The 24,335-nt window shown below is 44.7% G+C and carries 27 protein-coding genes; 22 read left to right on the forward strand and 5 right to left on the reverse strand.

Annotated elements, in window-relative coordinates; all coding sequences use genetic code 11:
* Nucleotides 1-12: 12 nt before the first annotated feature.
* Both ACDZ28_RS24115 and ACDZ28_RS24120 read left to right on the forward strand, forming a co-directional pair.
* Complete coding sequence (locus ACDZ28_RS24115) at nt 13-906, forward strand: sugar phosphate isomerase/epimerase (protein WP_076120878.1); 894 nt, start codon at nt 13-15, stop codon at nt 904-906.
* Nucleotides 907-1,128: 222 nt separating this feature from the next.
* The gene (locus ACDZ28_RS24120; protein ID WP_076120879.1) at nt 1,129-3,063 is read left to right on the forward strand and encodes a hypothetical protein; all 1,935 of its coding nucleotides are present in this window, start codon (nt 1,129-1,131) and stop codon (nt 3,061-3,063) included.
* A gap of 142 nt (nt 3,064-3,205) precedes the next feature.
* Here ACDZ28_RS24120 and ACDZ28_RS24125 read toward each other — a convergent pair whose 3' ends face one another.
* Nucleotides 3,206-3,739 carry a GNAT family N-acetyltransferase gene (locus ACDZ28_RS24125; RefSeq protein WP_076120880.1) on the reverse strand — a complete coding sequence of 178 codons (534 nt, stop codon included), beginning with the start codon at nt 3,737-3,739 and terminating at the stop codon, nt 3,206-3,208.
* Nucleotides 3,740-4,103: 364 nt separating this feature from the next.
* Here ACDZ28_RS24125 and ACDZ28_RS24130 point away from each other — a divergent pair, with 364 nt between their 5' ends.
* The 12 genes from ACDZ28_RS24130 to ACDZ28_RS24185 all read left to right on the forward strand — a co-directional run bounded on the left by ACDZ28_RS24130 (nt 4,104) and on the right by ACDZ28_RS24185 (nt 15,353).
* Nucleotides 4,104-4,997: a LysR family transcriptional regulator gene (locus ACDZ28_RS24130; RefSeq protein WP_076120881.1), complete on the forward strand. Its 894-nt coding sequence runs from the start codon at nt 4,104-4,106 to the stop codon at nt 4,995-4,997.
* A 118-nt stretch (nt 4,998-5,115) separates the two neighbouring features.
* Nucleotides 5,116-5,631 carry a GNAT family N-acetyltransferase gene (locus tag ACDZ28_RS24135; RefSeq protein ID WP_076120882.1) on the forward strand — a complete coding sequence of 172 codons (516 nt, stop codon included), beginning with the start codon at nt 5,116-5,118 and terminating at the stop codon, nt 5,629-5,631.
* A 4-nt stretch (nt 5,632-5,635) separates the two neighbouring features.
* Nucleotides 5,636-6,487, forward strand: coding sequence for a transporter substrate-binding domain-containing protein (locus ACDZ28_RS24140; protein ID WP_076120883.1), 852 nt, complete (start codon nt 5,636-5,638; stop codon nt 6,485-6,487).
* A gap of 33 nt (nt 6,488-6,520) precedes the next feature.
* A complete protein-coding gene (locus tag ACDZ28_RS24145) occupies nt 6,521-7,306 on the forward strand; it encodes an amino acid ABC transporter permease (RefSeq protein WP_375102958.1) in 786 nt (261 codons plus the stop codon).
* Entirely contained in the window at nt 7,303-8,013 is a 711-nt protein-coding gene (locus ACDZ28_RS24150) for an amino acid ABC transporter permease (RefSeq protein WP_076120885.1), read from the forward strand. Before ACDZ28_RS24145 ends, ACDZ28_RS24150 begins: the two co-directional genes overlap by 4 nt.
* Entirely contained in the window at nt 8,010-8,762 is a 753-nt protein-coding gene (locus ACDZ28_RS24155; protein WP_339291176.1) for an amino acid ABC transporter ATP-binding protein, read from the forward strand. The genes ACDZ28_RS24150 and ACDZ28_RS24155 overlap by 4 nt, the downstream gene beginning before the upstream one ends.
* Before the next feature lie 11 nt (nt 8,763-8,773).
* Nucleotides 8,774-9,790: an LLM class flavin-dependent oxidoreductase gene (locus ACDZ28_RS24160; RefSeq protein ID WP_339291178.1), complete on the forward strand. Its 1,017-nt coding sequence runs from the start codon at nt 8,774-8,776 to the stop codon at nt 9,788-9,790.
* Between the two features lie 51 nt (nt 9,791-9,841).
* On the forward strand, nt 9,842-11,023 hold the full coding sequence (locus ACDZ28_RS24165; RefSeq protein ID WP_375102959.1) for an amidohydrolase: 1,182 nt from the start codon (nt 9,842-9,844) through the stop codon (nt 11,021-11,023).
* A 44-nt stretch (nt 11,024-11,067) separates the two neighbouring features.
* Nucleotides 11,068-12,195, forward strand: a complete 1,128-nt coding sequence (solA, locus tag ACDZ28_RS24170; protein ID WP_042127807.1) for an N-methyl-L-tryptophan oxidase — start codon at nt 11,068-11,070, stop codon at nt 12,193-12,195.
* Nucleotides 12,195-12,674, forward strand: a complete 480-nt coding sequence (locus ACDZ28_RS24175) for a DinB family protein (RefSeq protein ID WP_042127810.1) — start codon at nt 12,195-12,197, stop codon at nt 12,672-12,674. The genes solA and ACDZ28_RS24175 overlap by 1 nt, the downstream gene beginning before the upstream one ends.
* A 64-nt stretch (nt 12,675-12,738) precedes the next feature.
* Entirely contained in the window at nt 12,739-14,076 is a 1,338-nt protein-coding gene (locus ACDZ28_RS24180; protein WP_042127812.1) for an LLM class flavin-dependent oxidoreductase, read from the forward strand.
* Nucleotides 14,073-15,353 (forward strand): M20 family metallopeptidase, encoded by a 1,281-nt coding sequence (locus ACDZ28_RS24185; RefSeq protein ID WP_249923620.1) that lies wholly within the window; start codon nt 14,073-14,075, stop codon nt 15,351-15,353. The genes ACDZ28_RS24180 and ACDZ28_RS24185 overlap by 4 nt, the downstream gene beginning before the upstream one ends.
* A 233-nt stretch (nt 15,354-15,586) precedes the next feature.
* Here the strand turns inward: ACDZ28_RS24185 and ACDZ28_RS24190 are convergent, their stop codons facing one another.
* On the reverse strand, nt 15,587-15,874 hold the full coding sequence (locus ACDZ28_RS24190; RefSeq protein WP_076120889.1) for a hypothetical protein: 288 nt from the start codon (nt 15,872-15,874) through the stop codon (nt 15,587-15,589).
* A gap of 126 nt (nt 15,875-16,000) precedes the next feature.
* Here ACDZ28_RS24190 and ACDZ28_RS24195 point away from each other — a divergent pair, with 126 nt between their 5' ends.
* Together ACDZ28_RS24195 and ACDZ28_RS24200 are read left to right on the forward strand one after the other, a co-directional pair.
* Nucleotides 16,001-17,056: an LLM class flavin-dependent oxidoreductase gene (locus ACDZ28_RS24195; protein ID WP_375102960.1), complete on the forward strand. Its 1,056-nt coding sequence runs from the start codon at nt 16,001-16,003 to the stop codon at nt 17,054-17,056.
* 19 nt (nt 17,057-17,075) lie between these two features.
* Nucleotides 17,076-17,642, forward strand: coding sequence for an NADPH-dependent FMN reductase (locus ACDZ28_RS24200; protein WP_375102961.1), 567 nt, complete (start codon nt 17,076-17,078; stop codon nt 17,640-17,642).
* A gap of 35 nt (nt 17,643-17,677) precedes the next feature.
* Here the strand turns inward: ACDZ28_RS24200 and ACDZ28_RS24205 are convergent, their stop codons facing one another.
* Complete coding sequence (locus tag ACDZ28_RS24205) at nt 17,678-18,241, reverse strand: TetR/AcrR family transcriptional regulator (protein ID WP_375105405.1); 564 nt, start codon at nt 18,239-18,241, stop codon at nt 17,678-17,680.
* A gap of 351 nt (nt 18,242-18,592) precedes the next feature.
* On the opposite strand from ACDZ28_RS24205, the gene ACDZ28_RS24210 reads away from it, so the two are divergent.
* Genes ACDZ28_RS24210 through ACDZ28_RS24225 form a run of 4 tightly spaced genes read left to right on the forward strand, consistent with a single transcriptional unit; the run spans nt 18,593 to nt 21,080 of the window.
* Nucleotides 18,593-18,739 carry a hypothetical protein gene (locus ACDZ28_RS24210; RefSeq protein ID WP_375102962.1) on the forward strand — a complete coding sequence of 49 codons (147 nt, stop codon included), beginning with the start codon at nt 18,593-18,595 and terminating at the stop codon, nt 18,737-18,739.
* 21 nt (nt 18,740-18,760) lie between these two features.
* Entirely contained in the window at nt 18,761-19,603 is an 843-nt protein-coding gene (locus ACDZ28_RS24215) for an SDR family oxidoreductase (RefSeq protein WP_375102963.1), read from the forward strand.
* 59 nt (nt 19,604-19,662) lie between these two features.
* Nucleotides 19,663-20,058 (forward strand): cupin domain-containing protein, encoded by a 396-nt coding sequence (locus tag ACDZ28_RS24220; protein WP_076120921.1) that lies wholly within the window; start codon nt 19,663-19,665, stop codon nt 20,056-20,058.
* A 41-nt stretch (nt 20,059-20,099) separates the two neighbouring features.
* Nucleotides 20,100-21,080 carry an aldo/keto reductase gene (locus tag ACDZ28_RS24225; protein WP_375102964.1) on the forward strand — a complete coding sequence of 327 codons (981 nt, stop codon included), beginning with the start codon at nt 20,100-20,102 and terminating at the stop codon, nt 21,078-21,080.
* 127 nt (nt 21,081-21,207) lie between these two features.
* Here ACDZ28_RS24225 and ACDZ28_RS24230 read toward each other — a convergent pair whose 3' ends face one another.
* Nucleotides 21,208-21,987, reverse strand: coding sequence for a helix-turn-helix domain-containing protein (locus tag ACDZ28_RS24230; RefSeq protein ID WP_375102965.1), 780 nt, complete (start codon nt 21,985-21,987; stop codon nt 21,208-21,210).
* A 223-nt stretch (nt 21,988-22,210) separates the two neighbouring features.
* Between ACDZ28_RS24230 and ACDZ28_RS24235 the strand changes: the two genes are divergently transcribed.
* On the forward strand, nt 22,211-22,870 hold the full coding sequence (locus tag ACDZ28_RS24235) for a ThuA domain-containing protein (protein ID WP_375102966.1): 660 nt from the start codon (nt 22,211-22,213) through the stop codon (nt 22,868-22,870).
* Nucleotides 22,871-22,894: 24 nt separating this feature from the next.
* Nucleotides 22,895-23,998 carry a Gfo/Idh/MocA family protein gene (locus tag ACDZ28_RS24240; RefSeq protein WP_375102967.1) on the forward strand — a complete coding sequence of 368 codons (1,104 nt, stop codon included), beginning with the start codon at nt 22,895-22,897 and terminating at the stop codon, nt 23,996-23,998.
* Nucleotides 23,999-24,036: 38 nt separating this feature from the next.
* Here the strand turns inward: ACDZ28_RS24240 and ACDZ28_RS24245 are convergent, their stop codons facing one another.
* A complete protein-coding gene (locus ACDZ28_RS24245; RefSeq protein ID WP_375105406.1) occupies nt 24,037-24,228 on the reverse strand; it encodes a helix-turn-helix domain-containing protein in 192 nt (63 codons plus the stop codon).
* Nucleotides 24,229-24,335: the final 107 nt, after the last annotated feature.

Below are 24,335 nucleotides of genomic sequence, written 5' to 3' on the forward strand. Positions count from 1 at the left end.
AGGATTATTGCCATGGTTAAACCAATTATCACTAACAAAATCGGCGTTATCGTAGACAGTTTTCAGGTCGGAGTAAAAGAGGGATTGCGCAAGGCAAAAGAAGCAGGGGCTGATGGAGTTCAGATTTATGCGGTGCAAGGTGAATTTGATCCCGCTAATCTTTCTCCTTCAGCCCGCCGTGAATGGAAGGAATACATCGCTTCACTGGGTCTCGAAATTTCTGCCCTCGTTGGAGATTTAGGCGGACATGGATTTCAAGACCCTGCACAGAACCGAGCCAAAATCGAAAAGTCCAAACGCATTATGGAGCTGGCCAAGGAGCTAGGTACAGATATAGTTACTACACATATCGGTATTGTTCCCTCGGACCACACCAGTAAAATTTATGAAACCATGCACATCGCCTGTGAGGAACTAAGCAGATACGCGCATGAGATGAATTCTTACTTTGCGATTGAGACTGGGCCAGAACCCGCTGCGCGTCTGAAGACGTTCCTCGACGGTTTGGGTTCCAAAGGGGTTTCTGTTAATTTTGACCCGGCCAACATGGTGATGGTGACTGGTGATGATCCCGTGCAAGGTGTTCATACACTAAAAGACTACATTGTGCACACCCATGCTAAAGATGGTCTCAAACTTGCCGATATCGATCCGCGCGATGTTTACGGTCAATATGGTTATGAAGCACCCGCATTAGACCATGAGAAGATGGCTGAAATGGCCGAGACCGGCTCGGCGTTCCGTGAAGTTCCACTTGGAGCAGGTTCTGTTGACTGGAACAACTATCTGCAAGCGCTGAATGACATCGGTTATACAGGATTCCTGACCATAGAACGGGAAGTTGGCACTAATCCAGAGGAAGATATCCGCCAGGCTGTGAATTTTTTAAAGGGCTTTCGGGTCTGAATGTGGTAGTAATAAAGATTAAATCGTTCATCCAATCGTTAGGATAAAAGAGAGCTGCCTTACAGGAGACAGGCCTGTACGGTGGCTTTTTAAGTATCTGATCCAATTGCTACAGGCTAGGTTTGATCTAGATAATACTTTTAATAGGTGCTAAATCTCATTTTTTGCAACTTTATCCTCTATTTGGCGTTAAAGAAGAGAGAATACGAAGGGGGAGCCTATATGAAAAGGATAAATCTACTAGCCCTTTTAGCAGTCATTTCAGTAATCATTGTTGGATGTATAAATACAGGGAATAAGGATAAAGCGAATCAAATGCTGATCGATATAAGCTCTGTTCATTCCATAACAATCCTGAGCGATAGCGGTGAATCGATGACCCTAACGGACAGCAAGTTAATAAAACAATTCAAAGCTATACATACTGCTGAGTATGACAGCGCCAAGCTTGATATTGCAGCACCTGATTATGAAGCTATTGTTGAAATGAAAAATAAAGAAAACGAAAAGTTCTCATTCTGGATTAAGGGCGAGAATCAAGGTCTTTTCACCAAATCAGGACAAAATGGACATTACAAATTGCCGGAAACAGAAAAAGCAGTATTGCTTCACTTATTTCAAACAAATGATCAACAAACAGAAACCAATAATCTAAAAATCGATGAGGATATAAAGCGAATTACAATAGCGAACTCTCTAGCACATGGTTCTGTGAATGCTAACATAAAGGAAGAATACATAGATCATGAAACCATAGAAATTTTCGTCCGAGCCATCCGTAACGCTGTACAAATACCAGGGATTTTAAATACCGCAACTCCTAACTACGATATTGTTCTAATTTCAGATAATCATAAATATGCCTTTCATTTATGGATTAACGAATCAAGTGAGCAAGGCATGTTAATGAATGTGAACGAAACGAGCACAGGTTACAGCCTTACTAAGGAATCAACTGCCGAGTTAAAAAAGATTACGTTCATGGCTTCAACATTTAAGGGGCTGGAGTTTAATGCAGTACGGAGCTCAAATGGAGATCTGGTGGCTAAACCAATAGGCATATCCGAAAATAACTATATATTAAACGGTGGAGCAGTAGTTGAACTGCAGGGAATCACATATCACACCATTCATTTTTTCTATGGCGACCACAATGCAATCAATGCTTTGCTAGCCCATGATCCTGCTACGGATGAAGTTAAGGTGAAATGGAGTGATGAGCTGAACGATTCCAATAATCGTTGGAACAATGCCTTTATGTACAACTATAATATGCTAATCCCGTTGGACGAGGATCATCTATTATTTCTGGAATCGGATCTGACGAAAGAAGCTGGGAAATATCATTTGTCCTCATATAATGTTGTTACTGGAACCATCGAACGACTTCGGGAGGACTTTTGGCCGCTTTCTGATGATTATGATTACATATATAAATTTCAATGGAAAGCTGATGAGCAAAAATTGTTTATGCAGAGTTACCTCGGTAATGTATGGATCTTTGATCTGAAGAAAGGAAAGGACGATGTCCATCTTCTGAAATATCGCGTAATCCCTCATTCGACGACTGGGGCGCCATCCCTATTTCTTTCACCAACCTTTAAGAGATTTGTACATGATGATGAGAGTGGGCAGTTAACCTTTTACGATAATAAAGGAGCTTCGCTACGTACTGTACCGTTACCACAAGAGCAATATATACCTTCTGAGAAAATAAAGTGGAACCCGGCCGGCACGATTGCTTGGATGGATACAGCAGAGATCAACCAAAACCGAATCCATGACATCGATATCGATTATTTGAAAATAGCTCCACAAAAAATTAATTTTTATAATCAGGATGGGCTTCCCATCAGCTCTATTAAGACTGATAGCGACCAAGAAGATGCAGCGGTTGAAGTTGTAGGATGGATGGACGCTAATGTAGCTGTGATAAAATCCTATTCAGTAGAACTTTTGTACAAGGATACTATAGGGCTGAAGGTTAAGAATGTTTCTTATTATCTCTATGATGTAAAAAAGAAGCAGAGGGGTGCCAGCTATTCATCAATTCCCTCCAGTGCAACCGTTACTACAGATCAACGAATGGATGATGCCGATAATGAGGGGAATATCACTGTAAGTTCTAAAGAAATCACCTACAAAAAAGGAAAATAAAAAAGCCTCGGGAAGCTTCCCGAAGCTTTTTTATTATTTCAAGACATATTAATCTTCGTCATTGATTAGCTGCAAGTGAAAAGCGTTTCGAAGGAAACGCAAGCACGCAATGAGTTAGTATGAACTCACTCAGAGTCTATATTTATCCTGCTGTAGTACGAACTAAAGGTAGTAGGTCTAGTTGGAAACCCTGTACCAGGGTTTCGCCGTTCATAAGATCGGTCTCATACGCCCGTTTGAAGCCTAAGCGATAGTAGAGCTTGATTGCTGAAGCCATCATTTCTGAGGTATGCAGATTTAAAGTGGCGGCACCCAACTCGCGGGATCTCTTTGCAGCTTCGTGAATCAGATGGGTCGCAACGCCGAGGCCGCGTGCTGAGGGGGATACGGCAAGCAGGCGCAGGATAGGGGAGTGAATGCCTAGCTCTGGCTTACCGTATGCCGTTTCCGAGGAAGAGAACAATAGTGCGCTACCAACGATTTGCTCATTGAGCTCAGCAATGATTCGCACAATTGGGGCATCTCCATGGACGGAATCAAGAAGCGATTTCCGGTATTCCAGCCATAATGGTTCGGGCATGATCTTTGAATATTGGTGGTAAGCGTCCAGTATCACTTCAGCGATGGCATCACGATCATGATTCTCAGCTTCACGGATAATAATCTTTTGTGACATATTCTCGCGATCCCCTTTCAATTAAATGTATAGTTCATACGAATGGAGTCATTATATACGATAATTCCGAGTTATATAAGTGGTATTTTATAATTTTGATAAATGAATAGAAAAGCTTTATATGAAATAAACATAACAGTCGATTACAAAGGGATTCGTTAACGCTTCTTCAGTTCAAACTTTGAACTTATGTATTTATTATGCGTCGGATTTTTTAAAATCCGATTATTTTACACGGAATTTAAGTTGACAAAAAATGGGGGCGTGAATAAGATATAAACAAAATCTATAGGAAAGCAACGCTATATTTCATTGTTTTTTCATCGGAATAGTAAAGTTAAACAGGAATTTAGGGGGAATAGGGATGAACATTGAAAATATTGAGGCTTTTGTCTACATCAACCATTATGGAAGCTTCAATAAAGCGGCCGAAGTCCTATATATTTCTCAGCCGACAGTTACGGCACGGATTCAATCGCTCGAAAGGGAATTGGATTGCAGAGTGTTTGATCGGTTGGGTAAGCAGATTAGCCTAACGGATAAAGGGAAGCAATTTCTTCCCTATGCCCAGCAGATTCTCCAGATCTATCAGAACGGTAAACATCAGGTTCAGGCCAAGGGGCATATTCCGAATGAGCTGAGGATTGGCAGTACTGTCTCGGTGTCCAATTATCTGATGCCCCATCTAATGCTTCATTTGAAGCGTAAGTATCCGCATATCACGATCAAGCTGATGACAGCTTCTACGGAAGTGTTGATTGATAAACTGAAATCGAAAGAGCTAGATCTGGCTTTTATTCGGAAGGTCGTAAATCCAGCCATTCAAGCCTTTCCTTTCTGCGAAGACCCCATTTCGCTGTATGTAGAGAAGGGGCATCGCTTAGCAAAGGCACAACGTACATCGCTGGAAGATATTCGCCAGGAGACGTTAGTTTTTTTTGAATGTGGGTCTTTAGATTGGATGCGGCTGCATCGTGTATTTGAGAGCATGGAACAGCCGCCGAAGATTGAATATCAGGTGGATAACCTGGAGACGGCCAAGAAGCTGGTGTTGAAAAAAGCAGGCATATGTTTTCTTCCGGCACTCAGTGTACAGGAAGAGGTATCGGCAGGGACGTTAGTACGGGTGGATATTGCGGAGACGGAAGGCATCTCCTTACGAACCAGCCTGATTTCACTTAATGGTGAGAACGCTGAATTCATAGAAACTCTACTTGAACTCGGGATTGGTAAAACGGGAAATCGACTAATTGTATAGATGTATTAAAAAACTCTATTAGCGCATCGGCAAATGCAGTGATAAAGTTAATTGCATATAATCACGACTATTTCGATAGGAATTATAAATTTAAATTCGAAAGGATGGAGAGCTTGCGATGAGTGAGACATACAGGCTGGCAGAACTGAAAGATGCGGAGAATTTGCTAGAGGTTACATACCGTGCTTATGAGCTGATTCGTGAGCTCGGGCTGCATTGGCCGGCGGCTACAGCTGACTTGGCACTTATTGAAGACAATATTGCTACGAATGAGTGTTATGTGCTTGAAGTTGATGGAACGATCGTTGCAACGATAACACTTTCAAAAGAAGAAGAGATTAAGAAGATTAGCCCACTTCCTTTTATTAAATGGTTTGCTGCTCATCCGGATTACAGTAACAGAGGTTATGGTGGAAAGCTTTTGGATTGGGTGGAAGAGCACATTATTGCTGGACAATTGGGTTCGGCTGCGGTCACGCTGGCAACGGCGAAGAAGCACCCATGGTTAGTTCAAATGTATGAACGCCGGGGGTATGAACGGTTTCTGGAGCTGGACCAGCAGAATGGTGACGGCATTATGTATCTGATGAAAAAAACACTTATAGATAAACCACAATTCATTCAAAGGGGATAGAACAATGAAAAAGTCCATTTCACTAGTAATTGCATCGTTATTGACACTGGCGATTGCCGGTTGCGGAAATAGCAGCACGAACAGCAGTAAGAACGGAAATGTGGCGGATGCCGCAACACCAGCTAATACTTCGGAAAAGGTAACTAAAATCATCGTAGGTACGGGTACTGCTTTTCCGAAGGTCTGCTTCATAGATGAGAACGGCAAGCTTACAGGCTTTGATGTAGAACTGCTCAAAGAAATCGATAAGCAGCTGCCAGAATATGAATTTGAGTTTCAAACCATGGATTTCAGTAATTTGCTGCTGAGTCTGGAAACTAAAAAAATCGACCTTGTCGCCCATGTCATGGAGAAAAATCCAGAGAGGGAATTGAAATATTCTTTTAACAAAGAAGCCTATGCCCACTGGAGAAACCGCATCGTAGTGGCGAAGGATAATGATTCGATCCAATCACTCGAAGATCTTAAAGGAAAAAAGGTGTTAGTCGGTGCGACAAGCGCACAAGCGCAAATTCTGGAGAACTACAATAAAGAGCATGACAATGCAATTAATATTGTGTATCAGAACGGTGCAGCAAATGATACCGTCGCACAGATTAGTACTGGACGTGTGGACGCTACGCTGGCTGCAGATTTTGTCCTACCGATCATTGATCCGCAGAGTCAGCTAAAAGCTACGGGCGACGAGCTGTCCTCCGCGGACATTCTCTATGTTTTCCGTAAGGATGATGCCGATTCACAAAAGCTGTCAGATGCGATTGACAGTGCGATTAAAGAGCTGAAGACAAACGGAACACTGGGTAAGCTGAGCACGGAATGGCTGGGTGCGGATGTTACTGCGGATTCGGTTAAATGATTGAGCCGGTGAGCACGGGAAGGGAGGGAATATATGGGCGCACAGTTTGATATCAGTTTTGTATTTTCGTTTTTGCCTAAGTTACTAGGGACTTTAAGCACCACGCTTCTGATTGTCGCCTGTTTTCTACTGACAGGAATTATTGTCGGCTTTCTCGTAGCTCTGCCAAGACTTTATAAAGTGCCTGTGTTAAAGACCCTCTCCGAAATCTATATTTCTTTTTTTCGGGGAACTCCGATTCTTATCCAGCTCTTCTTGTTTTATTATGGTCTGCCTGAAATCATGAAGCTGGTCCATGTGGATATGACCCGAACTCCTGTACTTGTCTTTGTGATTCTAACCTACGGTCTGCATACGGGAGCATACATGTCCGAAATGATTAGGGCTTCTGTGATGGCGGTGGATAAGGGGCAGGTGGAGGCTGCATATGCTGCGGGGATGACAGGGTTTCAAGCTTTTACACGAATCGTGCTTCCCCAAGCGCTAGGTATAGCTGTTCCTGTATTCTCTAATCTAGTAATTGCACTACTGAAAGATACGTCATTAGCTTTTACCCTCGGGGTGATGGAAATGTCAGGTAAAGCTCAGACGCTTGGCAGCCTAACACAGCATTTTATTGAAACGTATATCGCGCTTGCGCTTATCTATCTGATCATCAGCTTTACGATTGAGAAGCTGCTGCTTGTAGCAGAACACCATCTGCTGAGGCATGAGAAACGGAATACACCGGAGAAAAATTTGTTCAAAATCAACAGAAGCTGGTCTTACCGTCGCATTATTGCAGAATTAGGAACGGGCAAAGGAGGCACCGGATTATGAAACTAGACCCATCGTTTATATGGACCGCTCTGATGCAAATTCTGAGTGCAATTCCTACGACCTTATATATCACCTGTGTCTCTGTGTTAATTGGTTTTGTGATTGGCGTAGCTGTAGCCTTAATCCGGCTATACAGAGTTCCACTGCTCTACCCGTTGGCTGTTGGTTATGTAACTTTCATCCGAGGGACACCAATGCTGACGCATCTGCTGCTTATATATTTTGGGCTTCCTGTATTGATTGATGGTCTGGCGGCGCATTTCGGCTGGAGCTTTAGGTCGGTTTCGATTCCAATGATCGGTTTTGCATATATTTCGTTCTCGATTACTGCTGGAGCTTATATGTCAGAGGTCGTCCGTTCCGGTCTGCTCGCTGTGGATCGTGGTCAGCTAGAAGCGGCCCACTCTATCGGTATGACTACTCCCCAAGCACTGAAGCGGATTGTTTTTCCTCAAGCGCTGGCGGCAAGTCTGCCTAATCTTTCGAATTCAGTAATCGGTATGCTGCACGGATCTACCCTAGCTTTTACGGTTTCGGTGGTGGATATCAATGCAAAGGCACAGATAGTGGCTTCGACGAACTGGAAGTTTTTCGAGGCTTATCTGGCGGCAGCGCTGATCTTCTGGGCACTAACGTTTCTGATCGAACGCGTAACGTCGGTCATTGAGAGAAGGATCAATCTGTACAATCGAGGTGGAGTAGCATGATCAAACTTGCACAAATTTCGAAGTCATTTGGTCGGAATCAGGTGTTAAACAATATAGATTTAACGGTGACGAAGGGAGAGGTTGTTGTCATTCTCGGTCCCAGTGGCTCAGGCAAAACGACTCTCTTACGCTGTGTGAATTATCTGGAGAAGCCAAGCAGCGGAGAGATCGCTATCGGCGATTTCAAAGTAGACTGCAAACATGCTCGTAAAAAGGAGATTCATCAGCTTAGGCAAAAAACGGCAATGGTATTTCAGCAGTACAATTTGTTCCGTCATAAAACCGCACTGGAGAACGTGATGGAAGGGCTGCTAATTGTCAAAAAGATTCCGAAGGATGAAGCGAGAAAACGGAGCATAGCGCTGCTTGAAAAGGTAGGTCTTGCCAGTAAGCTGGACGCTTACCCGAGTCAGCTGTCCGGGGGTCAGCAGCAGCGTGTAGGGATTGCTCGAGCCTTGGCGCTTGAGCCAGAGGTTATATTGTTCGACGAACCAACTTCGGCGCTGGACCCTGAGCTAGTGGGTGAGGTGCTGGCTGTTATCCGAAAAATTGCCAAGGAAGGCATAACAATGATTGTAGTTACCCATGAAATGGGGTTTGCTCGTGATGTGGCAAATCATGTGGTTTTTATGGACGGAGGCGTCATTGTTGAAGAAGGAACGCCGACAGAGTTGTTCAACCATCCGCGTGAAGAAAGAACGAAGCAGTTCCTAAAGCGGATCACACCTGAATTTAACTATTCTATATAGGAGGCAAAACAATGGCTATTACAATCAGCGTACTCGATCAAAGTCCGATCTATCCGGGAGAAACGCCAGAGGAAGCATTCCAGCATACCATTAAGCTGGCACAACTATCCGAGGAGCTTGGATTCCAACGATTCTGGGTTTCCGAGCACCATGACTCCGAGCAGGTAGCTGGTTCTTCCCCTGAAGTACTCATCTCACATCTGCTAGCCAAAACAGACCGCATTCGTATTGGATCAGGTGGCATTATGCTCCAGCATTACAGCCCGTATAAAGTGGCGGAGAACTTTAATGTTCTAGCTACGCTGGCTCCTGGCCGAGTGGATCTTGGTGTGGGACGTGCTCCCGGCGGTCTCCCGCGCAGTACTCAGGCACTTCAGCTAGGAAGGGCTGAATCCCCTAGCCTAACGGACAAAATCATCGAGCTGGAGAAGTATGTACATAACCGGCTTGAAGAAAACCATCCGCTGGCAGGGTTGAAGGCAGGTCCCCTTCCTGGTACTCCACCTGAGCTATATGTGCTTGGCGCGAGTGTAGGCAGTGCAGAGATTGCTGCTGAACTTGGATTGCCTTATGTGTTCTCCTTATTTATTAATAGCGATAAGACAGTAGCGCTTGATGCTATTCGTGCTTACCGCAGCGGTTTTGTTTCTTCACAGGGCAGACAACCGCAAGCAATTATCGCTTTAGCACTAGTGGTGGCTAATACTGAAGAGGAAGCGAAAGAACTGGCAGGCGCGCATAAGTTGATTCGGATTCAGCTGGCAAGCGGAAAGAAGCTAACTGTTGGGACTCAGGAACAGGCGGAAGAATTTGCCCGGCAGAGTAATGAAGCCTACACAATTGAAGAGCTGGAACCGGAGATTACCAAAGGAACAAAGGCATCTGTGCGTGAACAGCTGTTGGGACTTTCGGAAGCATCCGGTGTCGAGGAGTTTATCATAACGACGAATGTGCAGCCATTTGATAAACGACTCCGTTCCTTTGAACTGCTGAGCGAAGCTATCGCTGAAGTGCCGGCAGAAGCATAAGCGGGCGGATCAGCGTCACACAAAAGATCGTGTAAAGGAGGGTGACTGTATATGACAAGCAAAGCAATAGAGCTGAGTGCGGAAGCGCTTGGAGAAGAATTAATCGGGATACGCCGTCATCTGCATCGGCACCCGGAACTGTCCAATGAAGAATATGAGACAACAAAATATATTATTTCCCTGTTGGAGCGGGCAGGAATCAGGGTCGTAGATTACGGGCTATCTACCGGAGTGATCGCAGAAATTGGGGGCGCTCAGCCCGGTTCGGTCATCGCGCTGCGCGCCGATATTGATGCCTTGCCGATCCAGGAGGAAACCGGAGCGGCCTTTGCTTCGGTGTATCCCGGCAAAATGCATGCCTGCGGACATGATTTCCATACCGCAGCTTTGATCGGTGCTGCCTATCAATTGAAGCAGCAAGAACATCAATTGCAGGGAACGGTACGCCTGTTGTTTCAACCGGCCGAGGAGAAGGCGCAAGGGGCACAGCGAATCATTGCTAGCGGGGCGCTAAAAGAAGTCCGGGCAGTAATCGGGTTGCATAACAAGCCGGAACTGCCTGTAGGAACGATCGGTATTACGGCGGGCCCTTTAATGGCAGCGGCTGATGGGTTCGTGATTGAAGTGCAGGGTGGCAGTTCTCATGCTGCTGTTCCAGAAGCTGGGATAGACCCGATTGTAGCTGCTTCGCATATTGTGACTGCATTACAATCCATAGTAAGTCGCAATGTCAGTCCACTGCAGAGTGCGGTGGTCAGTGTGACGCAAATTCACAGCGGAAATTCATGGAACATTATCCCCGAAAAAGCTGTGCTTGAGGGTACAATCCGTACCTTTGATGAAACGGTGCGCAGCAAAGTACTTGACCGTTTTCGGGAAGTGGCGACTGGTGTGGCAGCTGCTCTTGGAGCAAAAGCCACTGTCCGTTGGATAGAAGGGCCGCCTCCGGTTATCAACGACACCACCTTAGCGGCTTTAGGAGTAGAGTCCGCTGAAGCTCTTGGCTATCGAGCGGTCAAACCAGAGCTTTCACTGGCTGGAGAGGATTTTGCTTTCTATCAGCGCGTGGTACCGGGATTGTTCGTCTTTATTGGTACTGAAGGGAGCCAAGAATGGCATCATCCAGCCTTCAATCTGGATGAACAGGCACTCCCTGTGGCAGCACAATTCCTTGCAGATGCGGCTGTACGTTCCTTTGAGAACTACAATTCCGGTGGAGGTGCAGAATTATAGCTGAACATAAAAGCTACGATGTAATTATCGTAGGCGCAGGCTCGATGGGCATGAGCGCTGGTTACAATCTTGCGAGGCGCGGAGTGAAGACGCTACTAGTGGATGCCTTCGATCCACCTCATACACAGGGTAGCCATCACGGGGAATCCCGGCTGATCCGACATGCTTACAGCGGTGATCCCGCCTACATTGATTTAGCTTTGCGGGCAGATACACTATGGAAAGAAGCGGAACAGTTGAGCGGAACAGAACTGCTTGTCCGCTCAGGCGTGTTGAATCTCGCAGATAGCACAGTATATTCCTTCAACGGCCGTCTCGAAGAAGCGAAGAAACGGAAGGTGCAGGTCCAGCATCTGGATGCCGAAGAGATCCGGCGGCGCTGGCCGGCACTGAACATACCGGAATCATTCGCGGCAATGTATGAACCAGATGCCGGGTATTTGTACAGCGAACGCTGTATTTCCGCCTACCGCCAGCTTGCCCTTGGACATGGTGCGGAACTGTTGACGAACACTCCAGTTGTGAATATTACCGCTCGCGAAGGCAGCATTACGATTCACACGACAAATGGCGATTATCACGGAGCGGCAGCTATCCTTAGTGCCGGAGCTTGGTTTGGTGCGTTGGCACCTTTTGTACATTTGCCGATTAAAGCAATCCGCAAAGTTGTGGGCTGGTTTGAGAGCTCCCCTGCTTTTGCTGCGGGTAATTTTCCTGGCTTTACGTTAGGAGCAGAGGAAGGTGGCTATTACGGATTTCCCAGTATTGATGGCGCTGGTCTGAAGATCGGCCGGCACGATACAGGGCTGGAATGGAAGCCGGGTACACAGCTTGCCCCGTTTGGCAGTGAAGCCAGCGATGAGGGTGACCTCCGCAAGGTGCTGGAGTCATATATGCCGGGTGCAGCTGGCCGATTGCTAAAAGGTTCTGTATGCAAATATGAACATACGCCTGATGAAGATTTCGTTATAGACCGCCATCCGCTTCACTCCAATGTGCTGGTAGCTGGAGGGTTTTCGGGGCATGGTTTTAAATTTTCTAGTGTTGTAGGTGAAATACTGGCCGACTTGGCCATCAGTGGAGTCACCGGTCATAATATCAAGCCTTTTTCGTTATCTCGTTTTGCACCACCGGATCATTCTCAAACAGATCGTATATTGGAGGGGATTTAATGAGCAGAGTTCAAATCAGTGATTTTTTAAGGACGTACCATCAATTAGTAAAGTCGACCGCCGGGTTAACGGAGGAGCAACTGAAATGGAAGGCGGCACCCGCCAGTTGGAGTGTGACTGAGGTGCTGACTCATTTGGCTGATCACAGCATCGTAGTTTCGTTCCGCATTCGTGATATTCTCGCTGCTACGACTGCACAGCTTCCAGTCTTCAATCAGAATGCTTGGGTTAGCGGTCAGTACGCCAACAGCGGAAATGCTTCCGACAATCTGGAGCTGTTCCGCAGTCTGCTTTACTATAACAGTCTTTTGTTTGAACGCCTTAGGGAAGAAGATTGGGAGAAAAGCGGAATTAATTTCAAGGGGGAGACCGTGAAAATTTCCGATATCGTGCACGGCTTCACTGCACATGTGGAGAGACATCTTGGCCAGATCGAGCGAATCAAACAGGGCGCAGCTAATGCATCGTTTGTGCAATGAGCTTAGTGAAGTACTTTCAGTTCTATAGTCTGTATTTAAAACAAAACTTTTAGGAGGAATGAACATGACCAAACCAAGACAACTGAAGCTGGGTGCACTGCTGCATGGGGTAGGAGGCAGCACGTCGATGTGGCGCCATCCAGATGCCAAACCTGATGCCAGTGTAAACTTTGAATTATACAAAGAGTGGGTACAGAAGGCAGAAGAAGGCAAGTTGGATCTGATCTTCATCGCAGACGGTCTGTACATTAATGAAAAGTCCATTCCTCATTTCCTTAACCGGTTTGAGCCGCTGACCATTCTTAGCGCACTCGCAGCCGTCAGCACTAACATCGGTTTAGTTGGTACGTTGTCTACCTCGTACAGTGAACCATTTACCGTAGCGCGTCAATTCGGTTCACTGGATGTAATCAGCGGCGGCCGGGCCGGCTGGAATGTGGTGACTTCACCTCTGGAAGGTTCTGCGTCAAATTACAGCAAAAAAGAGCATCCTGACCATGGCAAGCGCTACCGCATTGCCACCGAATATTTGCAGGTGACACGCGGACTATGGGATTCTTGGGAAGATGATGCGTTTGTACGAGACAAGGAATCAGGTGTATTCTTTGATCCGCAAAAAATGCATGCCCTGGACCATCAAGGAGAGTTCTTCTCTGTGAAGGGACCGCTGAATATTGCTCGTTCGAAACAGGGGCAGCCTGTCGTATTTCAGGCAGGATCCTCGGAAGTCGGTAAGAATTACGCCTCCAAGGAAGCAGATGCTATCTTCACTGGACACGAAACGCTAGAAGATGCCCAAGCATTCTATAACGATGTCAAGACACGGGTAGCTTCGTTTGACCGGAATCCGGATGAGGTGCTGATCTTCCCTGGAATCGCTCCAATCATCGGTGACACACCGGAGGAGGCAGAGCGCAAATACCAGGAGGTTGCTGGCCTTGTAACGATTGAGAATGCACTGAACTACTTAGGCAGATTCTTCGAGCATCATGATTTCTCGCAATATCCGCTGGATGAGCCATTCCCTGAGCTTGGCGAGTTGGGGCGCAATAGCTTCCAAAGCGGCACGGATAAAATCAAAAAGGATGCGAAGGAGAGAGGCTTGACGCTTCGACAGGTCGCCTTGCAATCGGCTACCCCACGCAGCAGCTTCATTGGCACACCAGAGCAAGTAGCTGATCAGATTCAAGCTTGGTTTGAGAGTGGCGGGGCAGATGGATTTATGATTGCGGCTGCTGTCCCTAACGGACTGGAGGAATTCATCGATCGGGTAGTTCCGATTCTCCAGGAGCGGGGTTTGTTCCGCACTGAATATGAAAGTGACACGCTACGTGGAAATCTCGGCATTCCGTTGCCGGAGAACCGCTATTCCAAAGCTTCTCAGCCAGCAGGGCAAATTTGACGGTTGATCCAGTATTCGCAATCCACCAAAACTCGAATATTGCGGAGATGATGCATTACGCCGGCCAGCTGCAGGATGAAATGATTGAATACCGTCGTGATTTGCATGCCCATCCGGAGCTACTGTATGATGTCGTCCGCACTTCTAATAAAGTAGCAGAATTGTTGGAGGAGTGGGGGATCACAGTACGGAGAAATGTCGGCAAACATTTCGGAATGGGAGTGGTCGGCCTTCTGCAAGGCTTAGCAGACAATGGCAATAGTGGGCCCACTCTTCTTCTAAGGGCAGATATGGATGCCCTGCCGATACAAGAGTGCAATGAGTTGCCTTACAAGTCAGTCAATGACGGCATCATGCACGCCTGTGGCCATGATGCCCATACCGCTATGCTGTTGGGGGCTGCCCGAACCCTGGCAGCCTTCCGCGAACGATTGATTGGCACGATCATTTTCGTCTTTCAACCAGCTGAGGAAGGCGCTGTCAAGAGTCCTCTTGATGGAAGATTACTCTCGGGTGGCCGCGATCTCATTGAGGATAACTTGCTGGAAGGTGTCGACTATGCCTACGCGCTACATGTCATGCCAGAGCTTCCAGTCGGAATGCTTGGCATTCCCCCTCATGATGCCATGGCAGCATCCAGCCACTTTAAGGTGGAATTTCAGGGGACATCCGGTCATCATAGTGCTCCGCACAGAGCTGTAGATGCGATCCAGATGGCGGCACGATATATAGGAGAGATTAACGGAATGATGGCTAATCGAATCGATCCGCAGGAGGCGGCGGTGTTGGCCTTCGGAACGTTGCAGGCTGGTACTGCTGTTAATGTGATCGCTGAACACAGTGTACTGACAGGAACGTTCAGAGCATTTACCAAGACGACGGTAGCTGCAATTACAAATGGTTTACAACGTCATGCTTCAGCTATAGCTGAGTCTTACGGAGGGAAATACAAGCTGGAGCTACGTGAGGGAATTGCAGTAGTGAATAATGCGGAAGCGGTGCAGCAGGTGCTTCATGCAGCCCGTGCAGTTCTAGGAGAGGATCAGGTAATACTTCTGGAGCAGCCAAGTCTGGCTGGTGAGGATTTTGGTTGGTATCTTGAAAAAGTTCCTGGTGCCTTCGCCTTTATTGGTTGCGGCAATAAGGAGAAGGGAATTCTCCATTCTATCCATCAGCCACAGTTTAATATCGATGAAGCGATGCTAGGTCATGGTGCGAGTATACTGGTTAGACTCGCAATACAACATAATGGCTCGGCCATCAGTGAAAAAACGTAAAAGGTACCCAACTTGGGTACCTTTTACGTTTGTTTAAGCTTGTCAACTCACCAGAAATACGTTTCGAATGTGTAACCGTTTTTCCCAAAGAAAGTTATCTCCCCGCTTGTCACTTCCTCAGGAATGTCAAAAAACATGCCTTATTTACCCGCGATATCATAGGTGTGAGTTACTTTCTTATCATGAACTTTGTAACTTACCTCAAAATGACTGAATTGCTTCTTAAGAACTTATTAGAACAGACCGACACTAACGAGTTGTCCGCTCCTCTTCACTTGGACGTCGTCTCCATCATCCACCATGCCTAAATCCAAACTCCAGTCCAAACTCCCGTTTTTTAAACGATCGACGTATTTCAACGTAAGCGATTCTACGCCATCTTCCTCTTCGATATGTAAGAGTACAGCCTCCTCAGGAGATTCGAGTTCAGCACGAAAGACATCATCCGTGGTAATGATCGCTGTTCTAGTTGCTACATCCCAATCAACGGAGATCCCGATTCGTTCGGCAATAGTGCGCAATGGAACAGGATCATTAGTTTGACATTATGCAAGCATTTAACTATACTTAATATAGTGACTTACTTAATTATATTTAATGAATAAATCATAAATAAATTCTAGCTTCTTATAGAAATGAGGATAATCATGGAACAATATCGGATCAATACAGACAACGGCTTAGAGTTTGGACTTTATACATTAGGTGATCATCTAGCGAACCCTGAAACTGGGAGCCGAATATCTGCCAAACAACGCATACGTGAAATTATTGACTTGGCTCAATTAGCGGAGCAAGCAGGAATTGATTTTTTTAGTGTAGGAGAGAGTCATCAAGAGTATTTTGCTACTCAGGCGCATACCGTTGTGCTGTCAGCAATTGCACAGGCTACTAAGAAAATGAAACTAGGTAGCTCATCAACGATTATAAGTACCTCTGATCCGGTTAGGGTGTACGAAGATTTCGCTACAATTGATTTGATTTCAAATGGTCGAGCTGAAATAATAGCTGGCCGTGCCTCTAGAGTGGGGTTATATGAATTATTGGGCTATGATCTTAATAATTATGAGGAATTATTTGAAGAAAAATTCGACTTGTTATTAAAGATAAATGAAAACGAAGTTATGAATTGGAAGGGAGAATTTCGTAACCCTCTCAAAAATGCAAGAATCCTCCCCCGTCCTGAGGGAAACTTACCGATATGGAGAGCTGTAGGGGGAACTTCTGCCAGTGCGATTAAAGCAGGCATTGCAGGTGTTCCTATGTTTTTGGCCCATTTAGGGGGTCCTGCAGTCTTGTTTAAAAGATCCATTGATGCTTATCGTGAAGCCGCAAGCCAGAACGGATTCGATCCGTCGAAGCTGCCTGTAGCGACTGCTGGATTCTTTTACGCGGATGAAACGACACAAAAGGCACAAAGAGCCTATTATCCTTATATAAACGAAGGAATGAAATTAACCAATGGACGTGGTTTTCCTAAACAAGCGTTTGCTCAAGGAGCCGATCCCCGCGATGTTATGAATATTGGCAGCCCACAGGAAATCATTGAGAAAATTCTATATCAACATGAACTTTTCGGCCATCAACGATATATCGCACAAATGGATTTTGGTGGCGTACCTTTTGAAAATTTAATGAAAAACATAGATTTAATCGGTTCTGAAATTCTACCAGCTATTAAAAAATATACGGCAAAAAAATAAATTCCGGGAGGTCAAAAATATGAAAATCGTAGCATTATCAGGGTCAAAGATAGGCTCGAAAACCAGAATCGCTATGAATTACACAGTAAATTCGTTTCATGAAAAATACCAAGATGCAGTAGTTACGCTTCTAGATCTGGCGGAGTATGATGTTCAGTTCAGTGATGGTCGCAATTATCTGGAATACGAAGGGGACACCAAGTACGTAATTCAAACAATCATGGAAGCAGATGTTATCGTAATCGGAACGCCTATATTTCAAGCTTCCATCCCAGCAACACTAAAGAATATATTCGATTTAGCACCCGAAAAAGCATTTCAACACAAGGTTGTAAGTATGCTCGTCACGGCAGGTTCTGCACGTCACTATCTGGTAGCTGAGCAGCAATTGAAACCGATATTGGCCTATATGAAAGCGCAAATTGTTCAAACGTATGTATTTATAGAAGAGAAGGATTTTTATCGAAAAGAAATAGTAAATGATGATGTGCTATTCCGTATAGATCGCTTAGTGGAAGATACCTATGTGCTCTCTGAGACTTATGCCAAAATTCGAGAGGCTGAAGAAGCTAAATATGGTTTCTAAGGAAGATACTTTTTTTCAAGTTCACCCTTCATCCATTAGGATGAGGGGTTATTTGTACAATTTCTTTCCAACAAGGCTCCCAGTTGCGCTGCTAATTCTAGATAAGTTACAGGTCTTTCATTCTTAAACCACCATTCAACGACACCCACATAAGAAGAAGCTACAAATTGTACGACTAGATCTTTATTTAAGCCTTCGTTTTTACCTTTTGTGATATCCACTTCGTCTTTAAACTCTTCGATTAGAAATTCTAGAAAGCGACTCCGGAAGAAAGGTGCTCCTTTACTAGCCAACATCATGGAGAAAAATGCATAGTTACTCTCAAAATATTCCGTCCAAATCACAGATCCCGTCACAAAATCCAAATCAGATGCTGCTTCACATTTCTCACGAAGTTCATTGATATGGTTCTCGATAAGTTTATCAAGTAGATCATATTTATCCATGTAGTGAAGGTAAATGGTACCACGACTCACATTTGCTTTATCTGAGAGTTCCTGAAGGGTTATATCATCAAATTTTTTCACGGACATTAGGTCAATTACAGCTGTCTTCAAGGCTTCCTGTGTTTTAAGGATTCTTCGATCAACTTTAGGCAATTTGCTCACCGAACTTTCTTTATAAATCAAAAATAGAGTAAGAATTCTTTATATAACATACTATAACAAACTCATCAAATGGGATATCTGTTTGAATTTATTCACTTAAATTAATAAAAGATATGCAAATACGTAGCAGAAAATAAACAAATTCGACGGTTTTGTTTATTACTATACAAATCGCGTCAAATTAACAATTGGCACCAAGTTTAATCAGATTATAATAATAGACATGTGATCATTATTGTAATTATGCGTATTAAATACTCGTTATCTAAAAAGTGATATCAATATGTTTATCTAGTAATCGTTTATTTTGATGAGAAAAGTGTTTAATAGGAGGGTTAGATAATGGGATTAACAGATGCAGCAAAGACGTATCATGAAAGAATGTTTCCAGGCTACAAAATTATATCTCAATGCATCCCTTTCATAGGTTATCCGCGTAGTCTAAATGCTCTGCGGTGTGTGAATGAAGCAGCAGCTAAATCGGAATAAGAAGTTTAGGAGGGATTGATTATGAACAATCGTACATGGCTAATTACAGGTGTCAGTAGTGGTTTTGGTTATGAGATGACCAAACAACTTCTTGAGAAGGATGACAAGGTTATTGGCACTGTTCGTAACAAAGATAAGGTCGCCGACCTCATAAAGAAGTATCCTGAAACCTTCTGTTGCGAGATTCTAGATGTGACCGATGTTCCTGCTATTCGTAATCTTGTCGATGATTCTTTTGAAAAGCTTGGAAGTATCGACGTTATCATAAGTAATGCTGGCTATGGTCTATTCGGGGCTGCTGAAGAACTCTCTGATGCCGAAGTTGATCATATTATTGCTACCAATCTAACGGGATCCATCCAGCTGATCCGCTCAGCTCTCCCGCATATGCGTACACAGGGTGGTGGCCGCATTATTCAAATCTCTTCTTATGGTGGTCAGGTAGCCTTTCCCGGTAATTCTTTGTATCATGCAACCAAATTTGGCATTGAGGGCTTTTGTGAGTCAGTGGCTCAGGAGGTTGCTGCTTATAATATTGGTATTACATTGGTAGAGCCAGGAGGCGCCCGTACTGAGTTCCGATATGGTAGCGCACAGGTTGCGGATCTAATGCCAGAATACGAAGGGAATCCGGCACATAGCTTTTTGAACATGTTGGATGCTTCTAAAAGTTTAGCTCCTGGAGATCCTGTGCGGATGGCTACCCGCATCATTGAAAGTGTCGAACTAGAACCAGCACCGATTCGAATGGTACTCGGATCTCAAGCACTGGCAAGCACGATTTCGACACTGAAAGCCCGTGTTGCTGACTACGAGTCGCAGACCGATCAAGCAGCTTCAACTGACTTTCCAGTGGGTGAATAAGAGGGACGTAGCACTTGATTTTTTCAACAATAATAATAGACAGAAAGTAGGAATTTATGATGAAAAATGAACAGCTCAGCAACAGTACTATTTTTCCATTAGGGGAAAAAGTTAAAGCAAACTTTACGGGTGACGCTTATTTGCAAATGGTGTTTACAGATCCAGCGCCGCTTAATACCGCGATTGGTAATGTAACTTTTGCTCCAGGCGCCCGAAATAACTGGCATGCGCATCGGGTTGGTCAAGTTCTGTTAGTCACCGGAGGAAATGGGTGGTATCAGGAAGAAGGGAAGCCTGCCCAATTGCTCAAAACAGGTGATGTGGTCAACATTCCACCTAATGTAAGACATTGGCACGGTGCGACAAAGGATAGCTGGTTCGTGCATTTGGCCATGACGCCAGGGGAAACGGAATGGTTTGAAGCTGTCAATGATGAATGGTTTGAGGCACTTTAGAAATTGAATCTTATAGAATCTTAGAAATGGAGGCATGCTCTGTGGAATATATTAAATTTGGAAATACGGGAATGGACATCTCACGGATTTGCCTTGGTTGTATGAGCTTTGGAGAGGTGTTGCCTGGAGGGCATCAATGGGTGCTTGATGAGGAGAACAGCCGTCCTATTATTAAAAGAGCGCTAGAGCTCGGCATCAACTTTTTTGATACGGCTAATATTTATGCAAGTGGTTCTAGTGAAGAAATTATCGGACGTGCGCTTAAGGACTATGCGAATCGGGAGGAAATTGTTCTTGCCACGAAGGTCTGGGGGCAGATGCGTCCAGGTCCAAATGGTGGTGGGCTTTCCCGAAAAGCTATTATGAGCGAAATAGATAACAGTTTGAAAAGACTTGGGACCGATTATGTGGATCTCTATATCATACACCGCTGGGATTACAACACACCCATTGAAGAAACCATGGAAGCGTTGCATGATGTGGTGAAGTCTGGAAAAGCCAGATATATCGGTGCCTCTGCCATGTATGCTTGGCAATTTCAAAAAGCATTACATGTGGCCGAGAAGAATGGCTGGACTCGTTTTGTATCCATGCAAAATCACCTTAATCTCATCTACCGCGAAGAGGAAAGAGAAATGATGCCGCTCTGTCAGGATCAAAAAATTGCGGTAACTCCTTACAGTCCTCTAGCATCAGGAAGATTGATTCGAGATTGGTCGGAAGCAACGCGTAGATCCGAAACCGATCTCATTCAAAAATCCAAGTATGATTCAACCGCTGATGTAGATCGGTTGATTGTTGAGCGAGTAGCCTCATTGGCAGAGAAACGCGGTGTTCCGCGTACACATATCGCACTTGCATGGCTGCTGCAAAAAGCTTCTGTAGCTGCGCCTATTGTTGGTTCAACGAAAATCGCTCAGCTCGAAGATTCAGTAGATGCGCTATCGGTGAAATTATCTCCTGAAGAAATATTATTCCTAGAAGAACTGTATGTTCCGCATCCCATCGTAGGAGCCCAGTAGTTATTGATAGCCATAAGCCGTACTATTTGTACTTAACCATCAACGGATAATACCTTTAGGTAAACAAATTAAATTAAGCCTATGATCAGAGCCAAAGGATCATAGGCTTTTTTACGCAATAAATGATTTAACGCAATTCACTTGGAGTCCGCTGTTTAATTTGTTTAAATACTCTGTTGAAGGTACGGATATTAGTGAAACCACATTCCAGTGCGATCTCCAGAATGGATTTGTCTGTGGTCAGCAGCAGTTGTTCTGCCTGATTAACCCGGATGTTGCTGAGGTACACAATATAGCTCATACCTGAAATGCTCTTAAAGAAGCGTGAGAAATAAAAGAGGCTCATATTGGCTTGGCGTGCAGCGTCAGCAAGTGTGATGGAATGCATATAGTTGACGTCGAGATATTCAAGAACCTCCTGCATAACCTTCATGTTAGTAATACGCCTTTTGTCTTTCTGTGGATTTATTTTATCCAAAGGGACATGCCGTAAAATGAGTCCACTCCATTCGTGCAACAAGCCAATGATTAACTGTTCATGATATTCAAGTTTCTGATTATATTCGCGCATAAGCTCCTGCATAATGGCAGAAAGCCGGTTGTTGATAGCTACTTCATCTTCTCTAATGACTAAGCACTTATCAATAAAAGGAGAGGTCAGTCTCACATTTAGGGGCCACCCTCCAGGAAAACCGATTAAAGAAGGATTAAAAATAACCATCATTATCTTAGAACTGCCGTCCTTGCTCTCATAGTAATGGATGTCTCCGCTGCTACATATAGCCATGTCACCAGCTTCCAAGACCCGCGTTTCCGAATTGATTCCCATCCGAATGGAGCCCTCGAATACATAGACTAATTCAAGATCATTATGCCAGTGGGCTAGGAAATCTATATTATCAGACACTATTACTGTGAAAGGAAAATTCGAATGATAGGTTCTATTTTCGTGAAAAGCTTTCATAGGATCTCCTGTTCATGCGATTTGAATTGAATTGAATGTTCACCTTTAAAACTTAGCAAAAAATGACCATTCACACAAGTGAAATGGCGAGCAGATATCTCCAATCTGGATTACAATTTCATCAGATGGAAGTAAGCTAGATTTCATATAAAAAGGAGATTGCAGCATGACGAAGAAGGCATTGATTGTAAAAGGTGGATGGGATGGGCATGAACCTAATGAAGTAGCTGCGATATTCGCTGGCATACTTGAAGCTGAGGGTTTTGAGGTTGAAGTGTCTGATACACTAGATAGCTTCAACAATGCAGAAAAGCTTGCCGACTTAAGTCTTATTGTACCGGTGTGGACCATGGGAGAAATCAGCAATGATCAGGTATCTTCCGTTCTGAAGGCTGTAGCTTCTGGCGTAGGAATTGCCGGTTGTCATGGAGGGATGTGCGACTCCTTCCGTAACAATACAGATTGGCAATTTTTGACCGGATCTCAGTGGGTGGCGCATCCATTTAACGATGGGGTAGAGTACGAAGTCAATATAGTACACTCTGGCTCAAGCGCCATTGTGGAGGGCATCCAAGACTTTAAGGTGAAATCGGAGCAATACTATTTACATGTGGATCCGGCGGTAGATGTTTTAGCAACAACTACGTTTGTAATGAGTGAGGGTGAGCATTCAGCGAATGGTGTCATCACAATGCCCGTTGTATATACAAAGAAATGGGGAAAAGGCAAGGTTTTCTATAATTCACTTGGGCATCATGCCGATGTTTTCGATATTCCGGAAGCCAAGGAACTGATGCGAAAAGGTTTTTTATGGGCGGCTAACTAAAACTGAGATAAGGTGGGAATGATCTTGCGCAAAGTGAAGGTAGGTATAGTCGGCTGCGGAAACATCAGCAGCATTTATTTTGAAAATTTGAACGGTACCTTTGTTAATACTGAGGTGTATGCTTGCTCCGACTTGGATAAAGAAAGAGCAGAGCAGGCAGCGGAGAAATATGGAGTTCCTCATGTGTGGACGACAGAGCAATTACTTGCTTCGGAAGAGGTTGAAATTGTTGTTAATCTGACAACGCCTAATTTTCATTTTGATGTGTGTAAACAAGCCTTGTTAGCCGGTAAGCATGTGTATGTGGAAAAGCCATTATCCCTTTCCCTTGAAAATGGCACCGAGCTAGTTCGCCTGGCGAAGGAAAAGAATCTGTTCCTCGGCTGCGCGCCAGACACTTTCCTCGGAGGTGGACTGCAAACCTGCAGCAAGCTGATTGCGGACGGCTATATCGGACAACCGGTGGCAGCAACAGCCTTTATGCTCTGTCATGGACATGAAAGCTGGCATCCAGATCCGGAATTTTATTATAAAACCGGTGGCGGACCGATGTTTGACATGGGGCCCTACTATCTAACTGCCCTAGTGTCTCTGCTGGGCCCAGCAAAGACAGTATGCGGCATCACTAAAACTTCCTTTGCCCAAAGAACAATTACTAGCGAAAAGAAGTTTGGTAAAGTCATTGATGTAGAGGTGCCTACACATGTTGCCGGAACAATTGAGTTTGACAGTGGTGCTGTGGCAACGATAATCACCAGCTTCGATACTTGGCATAGCACATTGCCGAGAATCGAGATCTACGGATCGCAAGGAACTTTGATCGTACCAGACCCTAATAACTTTGGAGGGCCGATCCTTCTACGCCCGGCACACAGCCCGGAATTCCAGGAGATTCCGCTTATCTATAACTATGCAGATAATAGTAGAGGCATTGGCGTAGCTGACATGGCCCGTTGCATCGACACAGGGGAAACACCGCGTGCAAACGGAGAACTCGCCAATCATGTACTTGAGATTATGCATGCGTTCCATACAAGTTCTGATTCTAAACGGTATGCGGAGCTGGTCACCAGCTGCGAGCAACCCAAACCACTGCCGCTTGGCTTAGTTAAAGGATATTTAGGATAGCATATACCTGAAATAAAATACTAAATGTAACGCTGCAGTTAATCAGCATTCAAAAGAGTAGAAGACAGATTGATCTGTCTTCTACTCTTTTTGGTCTGATGAAGCTCTGATTTCCGGTACATTAGCGGTGTAATCCCATATTTATCTTTAAACGATTTCTGGAAATGACTTTGACTGGAGAAACATAGGTATGTGCTTATTTCACTAATCCTTTTGTCGGAGAATGCCAGCTAATCTTTGTCTTCTTCTAGCTTGCACTGTTTAATAAAAACACTTAAATCAAAGCCCAGTTTCTTTTTAACTTTTCGTGACAGATAGGGTCGACTATAGCCCACAT

The sequence above is a fragment of the Paenibacillus sp. RS8 genome (assembly GCF_041956825.1).
GTDB lineage: Bacteria > Bacillota > Bacilli > Paenibacillales > Paenibacillaceae > Paenibacillus_AQ.

What these genes read in the sequence shown, in the direction of transcription:
- ACDZ28_RS24115 (WP_076120878.1), top strand. Translation starts at nt 13, where the DNA reads ATGGTTAAACCAATTATCACTAACAAAATCGGCGTTATCGTAGACAGT.
- ACDZ28_RS24120 (WP_076120879.1), top strand. Translation starts at nt 1,129, where the DNA reads ATGAAAAGGATAAATCTACTAGCCCTTTTAGCAGTCATTTCAGTAATC.
- ACDZ28_RS24125 (WP_076120880.1), bottom strand. Translation starts at nt 3,739, where the DNA reads ATGTCACAAAAGATTATTATCCGTGAAGCTGAGAATCATGATCGTGAT.
- ACDZ28_RS24130 (WP_076120881.1), top strand. Translation starts at nt 4,104, where the DNA reads ATGAACATTGAAAATATTGAGGCTTTTGTCTACATCAACCATTATGGA.
- ACDZ28_RS24135 (WP_076120882.1), top strand. Translation starts at nt 5,116, where the DNA reads ATGAGTGAGACATACAGGCTGGCAGAACTGAAAGATGCGGAGAATTTG.
- ACDZ28_RS24140 (WP_076120883.1), top strand. Translation starts at nt 5,636, where the DNA reads ATGAAAAAGTCCATTTCACTAGTAATTGCATCGTTATTGACACTGGCG.
- ACDZ28_RS24145 (WP_375102958.1), top strand. Translation starts at nt 6,521, where the DNA reads ATGGGCGCACAGTTTGATATCAGTTTTGTATTTTCGTTTTTGCCTAAG.
- ACDZ28_RS24150 (WP_076120885.1), top strand. Translation starts at nt 7,303, where the DNA reads ATGAAACTAGACCCATCGTTTATATGGACCGCTCTGATGCAAATTCTG.
- ACDZ28_RS24155 (WP_339291176.1), top strand. Translation starts at nt 8,010, where the DNA reads ATGATCAAACTTGCACAAATTTCGAAGTCATTTGGTCGGAATCAGGTG.
- ACDZ28_RS24160 (WP_339291178.1), top strand. Translation starts at nt 8,774, where the DNA reads ATGGCTATTACAATCAGCGTACTCGATCAAAGTCCGATCTATCCGGGA.
- ACDZ28_RS24165 (WP_375102959.1), top strand. Translation starts at nt 9,842, where the DNA reads ATGACAAGCAAAGCAATAGAGCTGAGTGCGGAAGCGCTTGGAGAAGAA.
- solA (WP_042127807.1), top strand. Translation starts at nt 11,068, where the DNA reads ATGGGCATGAGCGCTGGTTACAATCTTGCGAGGCGCGGAGTGAAGACG.
- ACDZ28_RS24175 (WP_042127810.1), top strand. Translation starts at nt 12,195, where the DNA reads ATGAGCAGAGTTCAAATCAGTGATTTTTTAAGGACGTACCATCAATTA.
- ACDZ28_RS24180 (WP_042127812.1), top strand. Translation starts at nt 12,739, where the DNA reads ATGACCAAACCAAGACAACTGAAGCTGGGTGCACTGCTGCATGGGGTA.
- ACDZ28_RS24195 (WP_375102960.1), top strand. Translation starts at nt 16,001, where the DNA reads ATGGAACAATATCGGATCAATACAGACAACGGCTTAGAGTTTGGACTT.
- ACDZ28_RS24200 (WP_375102961.1), top strand. Translation starts at nt 17,076, where the DNA reads ATGAAAATCGTAGCATTATCAGGGTCAAAGATAGGCTCGAAAACCAGA.
- ACDZ28_RS24210 (WP_375102962.1), top strand. Translation starts at nt 18,593, where the DNA reads ATGGGATTAACAGATGCAGCAAAGACGTATCATGAAAGAATGTTTCCA.
- ACDZ28_RS24215 (WP_375102963.1), top strand. Translation starts at nt 18,761, where the DNA reads ATGAACAATCGTACATGGCTAATTACAGGTGTCAGTAGTGGTTTTGGT.
- ACDZ28_RS24220 (WP_076120921.1), top strand. Translation starts at nt 19,663, where the DNA reads ATGAAAAATGAACAGCTCAGCAACAGTACTATTTTTCCATTAGGGGAA.
- ACDZ28_RS24235 (WP_375102966.1), top strand. Translation starts at nt 22,211, where the DNA reads ATGACGAAGAAGGCATTGATTGTAAAAGGTGGATGGGATGGGCATGAA.